The organism is Candidatus Nomurabacteria bacterium, from assembly GCA_016699085.1.
Taxonomy (GTDB): Bacteria; Patescibacteriota; Minisyncoccia; order Phycocordibacterales; family UBA9973; genus CAZLWF01.
In genome coordinates, this window is the sequence record CP064958.1 from 32,336 (window position 1) to 44,936 (window position 12,601).

At 41.2% G+C, this 12,601-nt stretch carries 9 protein-coding genes; 1 reads left to right on the forward strand and 8 read right to left on the reverse strand.

Annotation, left to right across the window (positions count from 1 at the left end; translation table 11 throughout):
* Positions 1 to 16 precede the first annotated feature (16 nt).
* From rpoC to IPF86_00225, 8 genes are all read right to left on the reverse strand, one after another.
* Positions 17 to 3,625, reverse strand: coding sequence for a DNA-directed RNA polymerase subunit beta' (gene rpoC, locus IPF86_00190; GenBank protein ID QQR50329.1), 3,609 nt, complete (start codon positions 3,623 to 3,625; stop codon positions 17 to 19).
* 17 nt (positions 3,626 to 3,642) lie between these two features.
* Positions 3,643 to 6,828: a DNA-directed RNA polymerase subunit beta gene (locus IPF86_00195; GenBank protein QQR50330.1), complete on the reverse strand. Its 3,186-nt coding sequence runs from the start codon at positions 6,826 to 6,828 to the stop codon at positions 3,643 to 3,645.
* A gap of 231 nt (positions 6,829 to 7,059) precedes the next feature.
* Positions 7,060 to 7,746, reverse strand: a complete 687-nt coding sequence (trmD, locus tag IPF86_00200; protein ID QQR50331.1) for a tRNA (guanosine(37)-N1)-methyltransferase TrmD — start codon at positions 7,744 to 7,746, stop codon at positions 7,060 to 7,062.
* A gap of 95 nt (positions 7,747 to 7,841) precedes the next feature.
* Positions 7,842 to 8,495, reverse strand: coding sequence for a hypothetical protein (locus tag IPF86_00205; GenBank protein ID QQR50332.1), 654 nt, complete (start codon positions 8,493 to 8,495; stop codon positions 7,842 to 7,844).
* A gap of 141 nt (positions 8,496 to 8,636) precedes the next feature.
* Positions 8,637 to 8,945, reverse strand: coding sequence for a KH domain-containing protein (locus IPF86_00210; GenBank protein ID QQR50333.1), 309 nt, complete (start codon positions 8,943 to 8,945; stop codon positions 8,637 to 8,639).
* Between the two features lie 114 nt (positions 8,946 to 9,059).
* Positions 9,060 to 9,368 carry a 30S ribosomal protein S16 gene (gene rpsP, locus IPF86_00215; protein QQR50334.1) on the reverse strand — a complete coding sequence of 103 codons (309 nt, stop codon included), beginning with the start codon at positions 9,366 to 9,368 and terminating at the stop codon, positions 9,060 to 9,062.
* Between the two features lie 71 nt (positions 9,369 to 9,439).
* Positions 9,440 to 10,072, reverse strand: a complete 633-nt coding sequence (locus IPF86_00220; protein QQR50335.1) for an ATP-dependent Clp protease proteolytic subunit — start codon at positions 10,070 to 10,072, stop codon at positions 9,440 to 9,442.
* A gap of 106 nt (positions 10,073 to 10,178) precedes the next feature.
* On the reverse strand, positions 10,179 to 10,406 hold the full coding sequence (locus IPF86_00225) for a hypothetical protein (protein ID QQR50336.1): 228 nt from the start codon (positions 10,404 to 10,406) through the stop codon (positions 10,179 to 10,181).
* A 216-nt stretch (positions 10,407 to 10,622) separates the two neighbouring features.
* On the opposite strand from IPF86_00225, the gene rnr reads away from it, so the two are divergent.
* Positions 10,623 to 12,599: a ribonuclease R gene (gene rnr / locus IPF86_00230; GenBank protein QQR50337.1), complete on the forward strand. Its 1,977-nt coding sequence runs from the start codon at positions 10,623 to 10,625 to the stop codon at positions 12,597 to 12,599.
* Positions 12,600 to 12,601 lie beyond the last annotated feature (2 nt).

Genomic DNA, 12,601 nt, shown 5'->3' on the forward strand with positions numbered 1-12,601 from the left:
TGATACGCTTCTTTATTTATTCTTCAGTTTCGATTTTAGCAACTGGATGAAAGCCAGTTCCTGCAGGAATCAAGCGGCCGATAATAACATTTTCTTTGAGTCCTCGCAGTGAGTCAACACCGCCACGAATTGCATTGTTGATAAGCACGCGGTTTGTGTTCTGAAATGATGCCGCAGAGAGCCAGCTCTTGGTCGTTAGTGATGTTTCTGTAATACCGAGAACAATAGTTTCTGCTTTAGCTGGTTCACCTTTCTCTGCTTCGATACGATCATTTTCTTCCATAAGTTCAATCGCCTCGACAATTTCACCAGGACTAAATGTTGTATCGCCTGAGTGTTTGATTTTCTTTCGTGAGAACATTTGACGAATAATGATCTCGATATGTTTACGAGAAATCGATGCACCCTGAAGCTCGTACACTTTGTTAATTTCTTGAATGATATATTCTTCAGCTTGTTCTCTACTGCCGAATTTGAAGATTTCCATAATGTCTGCTGAACCATCAGTTAGGAGCTCGCCTTTTTTGACTTTATCGCCTTTCTTCACTAAGAGTGTTCGTCGAGGCAATATCGTGTATTCGATTTCATTTGATTTACCGTCTAGTTTAGTGTCTGAAAGTACAACCAGTGTTCGATCTTTGCCATCAACTTTGATTTCTGATACATCACCATCAGTTCGTGAGACAATAGCAGCATTTTTAGGAATGCGTCGTTCGAAAATTTCTTCAATACGAGGCAAACCTTGAGTAATATCAACACCCGCTACACCACCGGCGTGGAACGTACGGAGCGTCAACTGTGTACCCGGTTCACCGATTGCTTGGGCCGCGACGATACCGACTGCTTCTCCTAATTCAACGAGCTTGTTACGTCCAAGATCGAGACCGTAGCATTTCTGACAGAGACCATGAAGCGTTTTACACGTTAGTGGAGATCGAACAAAGACTTCAGGTATGCCAGCTTTTTCGATTGTCTGTGCATCTTCTTTGGAAATCATGTGACCCTTTTTATAAAGCGTCGTACCTGCATCATCTTTTATTTCAGATAGAAGTATTCGGCCTCGCAAATTTTTCGCTAGACTGATTTCCATACCAGCAATCATTTCTTTGACAACACGCTTGCCTTCTTTGGTGCCACAATCAACTTCAGTGATCATGACGTCTTGCGCGACATCAACCAAACGGCGTGTGAGGTAACCGGCTTTAGCGGTATTGAGTGCCGTATCGGCAAGACCCTTACGTGAACCGTGGGTTGTAATAAAGTATTCAAGCGGTGAAAGACCTTCCATGTATGACGGCACAATCGGGAAATCGATCGTCTTACCAGTCGTGTTTTGTATCAAACCTTTCATACCAGCCATCTGTGTCACATTACCCATCGATCCTCGAGCTCCTGAAGTCACCATGTCATAGACAGAGCCTTTCGTATCGAGATTGTTCAGCAATACTTTTTCCAATTCCTTTTTAGTGTTTTCCCAAATTTCAATTACCTTCTGATACTTTTCTTCATGTGAGAGCAAGCCATCGTTGTACTGAGCAAAAATCTTGCTTTCGAGTGCTCGTGCGCGACCAACGATTTCTTCTTTTTCAACAGGTACTTTTACGTTATCAATACTCCAGGTTATACCTGATTTTGTTGCATAGCGATAACCGAAGTCCTTGATCTTATCGAGGATAGCCGGTGTTGCATCGATGCCGTAGCGACTAATGATCTGATCAAGAATAGCTGACATTTTTTTCTGAGTAATTTCATCATTAACGAATGGGAAATCATCAGGCAAACAGCTGTTAAACAAGAGCCTACCAACAGAAGTCTCAAATGGCTCATTGTTAAACAATGCATATTTTTGATTATCAGTGCCAAGTACTTTGATTTTTGATCGGAATGAAATGGCATCGTAGTCATAAGCAGTGATTGCTTGATTCGGATTTGCAAAGAGCATTCCCTCACCTCGTTCGCCGCTAACTGACTTCGTCATCCAGAAACAACCAAGCACAATATCAAGCAATTTTGCAGAAACGATCGGATCACCGTTTTGTGGCTTCAAGAGATTTTTATTTGCTGCCATCAAATCTCGCGCCTCGTTTTGTGCATCATCTGAAAGTGGCAAGTAGACTGCCATCTGGTCGCCATCGAAGTCAGCGTTGAACGCTGCACATACGAGTGGGTGCACTTGGATAGCATTACCTTCAATAAGTATCGGATTAAATGCTTGAATACCGAGTCGGTGCAATGTTGGTGCGCGGTTAAGTAATACATATTTACCGTAAATAACTTCTTCGAGTATCGCCCAGACTTCAGCCACACCTTCTTCGATAAGCTTGTTAGCGCCACGAATGTTGAATGCTAGTTCATTCTTAAGAATTTTTGAAATAATAAACGGTCGGAAAAGTTCGAGTGCCATGTGTTTCGGCAATCCACATTGGTTAAGCTTAAGCTGTGGACCGACGACGATAACTGAACGTCCTGAGTAGTCAACACGCTTACCGAGCAAGTTCTGTCTAAAGAGACCTTGTTTTGATTTTAAGTTATCTGACAATGACTTCAGAGCACGCTTTTGAGACTGAGACACCGCCTGTGAATCATTTTGTTTAGCAATCGAATTATCGATAAGTGCATCGACTGCTTCCTGGAGAATTCTTTTTTCATTGCGCAAAATAACATCAGGCGCGCCGATTTCTTTAAGCTTCTTGAGACGGTTGTTACGGTTGATCACACGTCGATACAAATCATTGAGATCTGATGTTGCATGTCGCCCACCATCAAGCGCAACCATAGGGCGAAGCGCTGGTGGTATAACAGGGATAAGCGTCAAGAACATCCACTCAGGGCGAATGTTTGAGTAGAGCATTGAGCGAATGAGCGACAATCGTCGTTCGAGTTTCTCTTTTTCAACTGAGCTTGCCTTCTCGAATTGCTCATCGGTTGCCTTCTTTAGCTTCTCAAGGTCTAGGTTTTTAAAAATTGTGTAAATTGCTTCAGCACCGATAGCTGCTTCAAAACATGTACCATACTTAAGTGAGAAGTGGTGATAAGCGATTTCATTCAAAACCTTGCCTTCAACAATTTCCCCAATCTCTTTTTTAGTTGTCGTCAAGATTTCTTTGAGACGCTCACGAGTCTCTTCGTCCTGGATACTTTTAATTTTAGTTTTGTATTCACTTTCAATACTTTTCAAAAGATCGTTTTTCTCATCTTGGTTGACCTTCGTGATGATATAGCCAGCGAAGTAAATAACTTTTTCGAGATCAGCAACTGGAATAGAGAGCAATATTGACATACGTGATGGCACACCTCGAAGGAACCAGATGTGCGCAACTGGACTCGCAAGTTCGATATGACCCATACGTTCTCGACGAACGATAGATTTAGTCACTTCGACGCCACATTTTTCACAGATAATATCTTTGTAGCGAATTCGTCGGTATTTACCACAGTAACATTCATAATCTTTTTCAGGACCAAAGACGCGCTCGTCAAAAAGTCCACCTCGTTCAGATCGGCCTGTACGGTAGTTGATCGTCTCAGGCTTGGTGATTTCACCGTATGACCACTCTCGTATATCGTCCGGAGAAGCAAGCTTGAGTGTTATGTAATCAAAATTTGTTGTATCAATTGTTTTCATAATGTGTAGATAAGTAATTATGCTTCTCGACCGTTACTTTTAGTGGTTTTCTTTAGTTCAACATTGAGTGCAAGGCCGCGTAGGTAATTCAAGAGCACGCTGAATGACGCCGGCGCATTTGGTTCTTGCAGTTCTTCACCTTTGATAATCGAATCGAATGTTGCTGATCGGCCGAGAATATCGTCTGACTTGATCGTCAACATTTCTCGAAGCACGTGTGATGCGCCGTATCCTTCGAGTGCCCAGACTTCCATTTCACCGAAGCGCTGACCTCCGCCTTGAGCCTTACCGCCGAGTGGCTGCTGTGTAATGAGTGAGTACGCACCAATAGAACGCATGTGAATCTTATCTTCAACCATGTGATGGAGTTTCAAAATATACATGTACCCAATTGCAATCGGTTGATCGAATGCTTCGCCCGTTCGCCCATCGAAAAGCGTCACTTTGCCTGACTCAGGTAGTCCTGCTTTGACGATTTCTTCTTTGATTTCTGTAATCGTTGCACCTGAAAATGGCGGCACGATCGCTTGGTATCCCAAGGTATGCGCTGCGTAGCCCAAATGCATTTCCAAAATTTGTCCAAGGTTTGCACGTGATGGAATACCAAGTGGCGTCAAGATAACATCAATCGGTGTACCATCTGCCTGGTATGGCATTTCTTCTTCAGGCAAAATAATCGAAATAACACCTTTGTTACCGTGGCGTCCTGCGAGCTTGTCACCGACAGAAATATTTCGGACTTGCGCAACTTCAATAACTACCTTTTTAATAATGCCAGATTCGAGATTGTGACCTTGATCGCGTGAGAAAATTTTAACACCAATAATGCGTCCTCGCTTGCCGTGTTCCATACGAAGTGACGTGTCTTTAACATCACGAGCTTTCTCAGCAAAGATTGATCTAAGTAGACGCTCTTCAGCAGTAAGTTCTGTCTCGCCTTTTGGTGTGATCTTACCAACCAAGATATCATTCTCGCGTACTTCAGCACCGATTCGGACAATGCCGTCTTCATCCAAGTCTTTGAGTTTGACCTCACCAACGTTTGGAATATCTCGTGTAGTGATTTCAGGCCCAAGCTTTGTGTCTCGAACGATACAAACGAATTCTTCAATATAAATAGAAGTAAACTTACTGTTTTTTACAAGACGCTCAGATAAAATAATCGCGTCTTCGTAGTTAGATCCTGACCATGACATAAACGCCACTAAGACGTTTTGTCCAAGCGCGATTTGTCCACGATCAGTGGTCGATGTGTCAGCTAGTATTGAACCTTTTTTTACTTTATCTCCGACAACAACACTCGGTCGCTGATGAAATGAACTAAAGTTGTTCGTTCGCTGGAAGGACATCAATTGATGAGTCTGTTTCTTTTCTTTGACATACTCAACTTCAATTTTATTTGCATCAACATAGGTCACAACACCATCTTCTTTGGCAGTGACGAGACGACCTGAATATCGGGATGCAAGCTCTTCCATACCAGTTGCTACAAGTGGTGCTTCGGGTACGATACAAGCCATAGCCTGCTTCTGCATGTTACTTCCCATGAGTGCACGGTTCGCATCATCGTGCTCGAGGAATGGCATCATTGAGGTTGCGATTGAGAATGCTTGGTTGGTCGCGACATCGATATAATGAATCTGGTCACGTGGCACAATGCCTGGCTCTGTTTTGACTCGAGCTTCAACCATTTCTTCTTCAATATTGCCGTCTTTGTCATATGGCACACCGGCATGTGCAATGTTAAAGCTCTCTTCTTCGAGCGCATTCATATAGACTACTTCGCCAGTAATCTTGCCGTTCTTCACTTTGATATATGGAGTTTCGATAATACCGAAATTACTAACACGAGCGTAGGTAGATAGGTGGAGTATGAGACCAATGTTCGGACCTTCTGGTGTATGGATCGGGCAAACACGGCCGTAGTGTGACGTATGTACGTCACGCACTTCAAGACCTGCACGCTCTCGGGTAAGTCCACCCGGACCAAGTGCTGAGAGAATACGCAAATGTTCGATTTCATTCAAGACATTTTCTTGTCCCATGAATTGTGAGAGCTGGTTCGTTGTAAAAAATTCTTTGATTCGTGCCTGCAGTGGTCGTTGATTGATGATGTTTATCGGGAGCGCTGTTGCGACATCGATTGTCGACATACGGTCTTGGATATTGCGCTTGATCTGTGTCATACCGACGCGGATTTTTTGCTGAAGAAGTTCACCAACATAGCGGACTCGGCGTTGACCCAAGTGATCGATGTCATCAGCTTCGCCGTCTGGATTCATGTTGAGTCCAACAATGTGTTCAACTATTGAAACGAGATCTTCTTTGGAAATAGTACGACGTTCGAGGTCCTTGTCATCCATGCTCATTTCAAAACGCTTGTTGAATCGGAATCGGCCAACTGGGGACAGGTCATAGCGTTCGATTGAGAAAATGCCAGTGATAAATTCTTTGGCATTTTCGGGCGTTGCCAAATCACCATCACGGAGGCGCTTGTAAATTTCTATGTATGATTCTTCACTGGTTTTTGCTGGGTCTTTCTCAAGCGCAGATTTGATCATGGTTACTGCTTCTTCGGCTTTGAAAGCTTTGAGCATTGCTTCATTGGTACTGTAGCCAAGCACACGCAAGAGCGAACTGATCGGGAATTTGCGCTTTTTATCGATGCGAACATAGAGTAAACCATCTGCATCAGACTCGATTTCTATCCATACACCTCGAGCTGGGATTATTTTTGCGCCAAAAAGTTTCTTGCCTTTAATATCAAGATCAGTAAAAAAGACACCATAACTTCGCGCGAGCTGTGAGACAATAACACGCTCAACGCCGTTGATGATAAAGGTGCCGTGATCAGTCATGAGCGGAAGATCCGCCATAAATATTTCTTGTTCTTTTGTTCCACCGAGTGTTTTGTTGGTGAGTTTAACTCGAGTTTTGAGCTGGGCTTCGTAGGTTAGTTTGTTTGCCTTGGCATAGTATTCATCAAACTTTGGTTCACCAAGATAAAACTCCGAAAACTCAAGCTGAAATTTTTTGCCTGAGTAATCATTGAGTGGAGTAAATTCTTTGAAGACTTCTTTGAGTCCTGTTTCAATCAGCCACTTGTATGAAGTGAGCTGTGTTTCTAATAGATTTGGAAATTCGACCAATGGCTTCTTATACTTTGAGAAATATTTTTTCTCGATCTTTGCTTTGGTGGGCATAGAAATTGTTGTGCCAAAGAAAGTATACAGACACAAAAATAAACGAAAAAAGCGAGGGAAGCAAAAGCTACCTTTCTTTTAAGGTCTACTGCGTTGTATTACTTTTTTGTAGCAAAATGGATAGTGACTTTGCTAATAAGGTTAGATTGAAGCCAGAGTTACTCAATCTTTCAATCGGGATAAGTATATAGGAGGAGCTAGTAGTTGTCAACTACTCTGGTGGATAATTCCCTACAATTTCTTGCCTTTTGCCTTCCATTCGTCTATTTTCTTGTGATCACCTGAGAGAAGTACCCTCGGGACTCGATGTTTCTTCCCTTTCCATTCCAAAATTTCTGGTCGTGTATAAAATTCACTACTTGAAATGCGTTCTTCTTCGAGAGATTCGAATTTGCCAAGCACTCCCGGAATCTGGCGGGAGAGCGTATCAATAAAAAGCATTGCTGGTAGTTCGCCGCCAGTAACAACATAGTCACCTATTGAAATTTGCTTTGCTTTGAGAATTTTTGACACTCTTGCATCAATGCCTTCATAACGTCCACAAATGAGAATAACATCAGTATATTTTTTAACTGTATCTTTAATGTATTTTGTTGTCAGCATTTCCCCACTTGGTGAAAAATTGATAATCAAAACTTTTGACTTTTCACTTTTCACTTTTGACAATATTTTCTCTACTGCTTTCAAAATCGGTTCCGCTCGCATGATCATGCCAGGCCCTCCGCCAAATGGCCGGTCATCAACAACTGCTGAAATGTTCCCATCCGGCCAAACTTTTTTGTATTTACCCGTCACGAACTTGCGTGGATTGTAGAAGTCCACTTTGATTTTCTTATTCTTTATCGCCCGACCGATAATCGACTCCTTGAGATAAGAATCAAAGCTCTCGGGGAAAATGGTAATAATATGAAATTTCATAATTTTAGATTACAGGTTATGTACTAAACATTCAAGTAAATATAAAAAGTGCCGAACAAATTCGCTCGGCACGCCCTTTATTGTTGAAAAAATATTTAATTATTAATTGGTAACAGATTGATTTTTTCACTATCTATGTCACCATCTCTATCAAATGGTAAATTATAGAAGTAATTGACAGGTTTGCCATCGGGAAGGCACCCATAATAGAGTACCAGGTAAAAATTTCCGTTCAAATCTCTTGTTGGCTTAGACATTGGTATAAGTGTAGCAACATATGAATACTTACTTAATTCATTTGGAATTTTTACTTCAAGTCGCCATTTATAACATTCATTTGAATGATTTTCATCAATTCCATTACAACCAAAAAAATTCCTGAAAACATATAGCGTGTCCTGAAGTGCAAGTGTCATATAAATTCCACTGTATTTCACAGAGTCTTCACCTGGCCAACTATATACATAAGAAATTGAGCCTGCAAGGTACTCACTGGTTGAAGCTGGTTGATCATTATCATACAAAACACCCTCAACGACATGGCATTTTTTTGATTTAATTATGGGAACCTCCTGAGACTTTTTTGGATTAGATTCAAAAAGAAGTGCATGCCTTGGATCTGATTTCGACCCAATAGTGAGTGCAGTTTGGCAATCACCAGCAGCTAAATATCCCGTAGAAAGAGTTTGCGAAACCCCATTCAACGAAGTTAAGGTAGCAAAAATACTCAATAAAAAATGTAGTTTCATGATTTTAAATTTAAAGAGCGTTAGAAAAAACTTTTTATACAATACACTATAAAATTACAAATGTCAACAAACAAAATCCGCTCAAGAGCGGATTTTGTTTGTATTTTCTATTTACTATTCACTAATTACTTTTTACTTTATCTATATTCCCTTCAAATCTTCCATCGCTGCTTCAACAGACGAAGCACCTGGAGCTTTCATACCACCTTCTGGTTCATTGATTTTCAAATTGACTCGAGCATTGTTCTTCATACCGATGACGCGTAGGAGCGTGCGGATAGCTTTGGCTGTGTTACCTTGGCGACCGATAATTTTACCCATATCTGCCTGATTTACAGTAAGCGTAATGAGGACACCCATTTCATCAACCGTACGGTCGATCTTCACATCGTTAGGATTGTCGACCAATGCTTTGACTATATATTCGAGAAACGCTTTATCGTCGTTCATATGTTATAGAATGTTCATAATATGCAGTACTTTCGACAGTACAGTCTGCTTGGCTATATTGTATATAATTAGCTACAGTGCGTCAATATAAAATCTCACCTTAGAGGTGAGATTTTATGCAGCTCCTTTAGCTTCTTTGCGTTTCTTGGTTGGGCTTTTCTTTGAGAGGACATTTCGTTTCTTGCCGGTAATCACGCCTTCTTTGATCATGTGGTTATGCATTGTGTCAGTTAGCTTGGCACCCATTTTCATCCAGTGTGCTATGCGATCTTTGTTGATCGTCATTTTGCCGCCATGAGGATTGAAGGTCCCCAAGATTTCGAGAAACTTACCGCTCTTGGTGCTGTTTTTAGAATCAGTTAAAACGACGCGGTAATGCGCTTCGTTTTTTCGCCCTATTCGCTGTAATCTGATCATTAACATGTGTGGAACTATACTAGCAGATATACACTTTTTGGTCAAATAAAAAATCCCACAGCTCTTTGTACTTGGTACTAAAGTATAGCTGTGAGATTATTGAAGTCACATTCGTATATAACTTTATCGGCGAATCCTAATTCGATTGCGGGTAGTGGTGGAATACGAGTATCCATACGAAAAAGTTCACGCAAACAATCCTTTGATATTTTTTTTGTTGATGCATTCAAGAAAAATCCATACATCTGCTCTTGTGGAAGTTGCAACGTCTCTTTTTCCTTTTTTTGTTCCTCAAAAAGAGCTTTCAAATCAGTCTCCGCAGTAATCGGTTTTGATTTTGCGCTAATTAAGTGAAAATACAAAGAAGAGCCAGGTTCATACATAATACGTATGGTGCAAGCTTGAAATACTAATGCACCAATAGAATCTACTCGTCCCCATGCAACCCCAACTATTACAACATTATATTTTTCACGATACTCTTCTAAAATTAAACGATACATTTGGTAGCCTGCCTTTACATTGCCCCCATTTGTTTCAAAAAAAATGAAAATTGGTTCTGTATTTTCTTGGCAAAGTTTGTACAGTTTATCATTTAAAGAAAGAAGATCTTTTTTACTTAGACCATTTTGTGTAATAAAAACAATTCTGCGTTCCAACTGTTCTTCTGGTGTGAAAGAAGGCAGTGGAGATTTTTGATGTTTTTTCAAGGTGCCTCCTTTTAATTTGACAGTATAGGAATTAAATAAGTATGTCAATTTATAAACCCCGTTTTTAAAATTTTAAAAACGGGGTTTATGATTTACATACCATAAATCATTCTTTGTTGTAACACCGGTTGCAACTAGAATACTGGAAAAAATCACGGGGATCCTCAGGAAACAAATCTGATTCCGGATCTGTGGCATTTTCCATATTCCAATCTTTCCCCACTAAAGAGGTGAAGTTATCTTCCACTTCCGGGTTTGGTTTGCTCAAAGGAGTGTTTTCGTCATTTTCTTCTTCATTCTCTGAATGATTCGTAGTTGTTGCATTACTTTTCATGGGATTTTCTATTTGTTTAGTGAAAAAATTGGTTAAAAAGTCATGTATAAGCGCATACTGTGCCCAAACAAGACCTTTCAAACAATTTCTACCTATCCCCTATGTCGTACAATTTTGCCTATTATTATAGACGATTTTTTATATTTTGTCAATATACGACTACCTATGCTAGAATATATCCATGAATAAAGGGCATTTCGACTATTCTACTCCTATATGAAACCAAAACACAAGCCAAAAGGTGCAAAACTAAAACCCCACAAAAATAAACACGATCATGGCGCTAAAAAATCCGATTCACTTTTGGAAGGCGCTTTGTCTGTCTCAGGCAAAGGCATAGGCATGCTCAGGCTCAAAGAAAAGAAGCTTGAGATCGAAATCATGCCTGAGTATTTACACACTGCACTCCATGGTGATGTTGTCACCGTCAAAACTCTCCATAAAGGCAAAGGTGGCAAGGCAAGCGGCGAAGTAGTCGACATACTTGCTCGCGCCAAACCTGGTTTCGCAGGAGTACTTGAAACCCACAACGATAAATACTATCTTCTACCGTCAGATTCAAAAATGTATACCGATATATTGATAGACAAAGCCAACTTAAACGGCGCAAAAGTTGGAGATAAAATTTTCGTCACGATTACAAAGTGGACTGAAGGCTCTATGCCAGAAGGCAACATCCAAGAAGTACTCGGTAAACCATACGAGAACAATGCCGAAATGCGAGCCATCGCACTTGAACGTGGTTTTGCAACTGACTTCCCTCCGATCGTTGAACGTGAAGCACATGCATTACTAACTGAGAAACCGGATCTCAGTACTCGCCGAGATTTTAGAACTATTCCTACGTTTACGATCGATCCATTTGATGCCAAAGATTTCGATGATGCACTATCATTTCAAACTCTCCCTGACGGCACGTACGAGATCGGTATTCATATTGCCGATGTATCGCACTATGTTCGCCCAGGCACAGAGCTCGACAAAGAAGCCTACAATCGTGCCACGTCAGTCTATCTCGTTGATAGGACGATTCCCATGCTTCCTGAAATTCTTTCCAATGATCTCTGTAGTCTCAAAGAAGGCGTCGACAGATTAACGATGAGTGCAGTTTTTATTATTGATACTAATGCGCACGTACTCAAAGAATGGTTCGGTCGCACCATCATTCATTCAGACAGACGTTTTACCTACGAAGACGCTCAGGCAATCCTCAATGCTGGCGAAGGGCAATTTTATGATGAACTCAAAGTGCTCGACACGCTTGGCAAGAAACTTACAAAAGGCCGCTTCCGTGAAGGCGCTATATCACTCGAGCAAGATGAAGTTAAATTCGTCCTTGATGAGTATGGGGTACCACTCAAAGTAGTCAGGAAGACTCGCATCGATACAATGAAACTTATTGAGGAATTTATGCTTCTTGCAAATAAGAGCGTTGCGAAACATATTGCTTTGGGGGCACCGAAAGATGAGCGAGTTTTTATTTACAGAGTCCATGACACTCCCGATAAAGAACGCATTGAGGAACTGGTTTTCTTCTTGAAATCCCTAGGCTACACACTCAAGCTCAAAGACGGTCTTCCGTCCCCACAAGATATCAATCGCCTCATGCAAGAAATTGAAGACAAGCCGGAACGCGCAACGATCCAAACCGCAATCGTCAGATCAATGGCCAAAGCAATTTATTCAACCAACAATATTGGCCACTATGGACTCGCTTTCAAATACTACACACACTTCACCTCCCCGATCCGCCGATACCCAGACGTTATTGTCCATCGTTTATTGATGGAATATTTAGAGAAACGGAAAATCAACAAAGAGCATTTTGCCAATTACACAGCATCGGCACTGCATTCATCGATGCGAGAGAAACAAGCAGCCGATGCTGAGCGAGGATCGATTAAGTATAAACAAGTTGAATATATGGCAGACCACATCGGCGAAACATTCCAAGGTGTGATTTCTGGTGTTACCGAATGGGGACTCTATGTTGAAGAAAAAGAGACAAAGTGTGAGGGCATGGTCAAGCTTCGCGATTTGACTGATGATTACTATGTCTTCGATCCAAAGCGCATGCGTGTCGTCGGTGAAAAGAAAAAGAAAGTCTATCGTATCGGCGACGAATTAACCGTAAAAGTTGTTACAGCAAACCTTGAGAAAAAAATTATTGATTACGCCATTATCGAAAAGTAATC

What these genes read in the sequence shown, in the direction of transcription:
- rnr (QQR50337.1), top strand. Translation starts at nt 10,623, where the DNA reads ATGAAACCAAAACACAAGCCAAAAGGTGCAAAACTAAAACCCCACAAA.
- IPF86_00195 (QQR50330.1), bottom strand. Translation starts at nt 6,828, where the DNA reads ATGCCCACCAAAGCAAAGATCGAGAAAAAATATTTCTCAAAGTATAAG.
- IPF86_00225 (QQR50336.1), bottom strand. Translation starts at nt 10,406, where the DNA reads ATGAAAAGTAATGCAACAACTACGAATCATTCAGAGAATGAAGAAGAA.
- rpoC (QQR50329.1), bottom strand. Translation starts at nt 3,625, where the DNA reads ATGAAAACAATTGATACAACAAATTTTGATTACATAACACTCAAGCTT.
- IPF86_00205 (QQR50332.1), bottom strand. Translation starts at nt 8,495, where the DNA reads ATGAAACTACATTTTTTATTGAGTATTTTTGCTACCTTAACTTCGTTG.
- trmD (QQR50331.1), bottom strand. Translation starts at nt 7,746, where the DNA reads ATGAAATTTCATATTATTACCATTTTCCCCGAGAGCTTTGATTCTTAT.
- rpsP (QQR50334.1), bottom strand. Translation starts at nt 9,368, where the DNA reads ATGTTAATGATCAGATTACAGCGAATAGGGCGAAAAAACGAAGCGCAT.
- IPF86_00210 (QQR50333.1), bottom strand. Translation starts at nt 8,945, where the DNA reads ATGAACGACGATAAAGCGTTTCTCGAATATATAGTCAAAGCATTGGTC.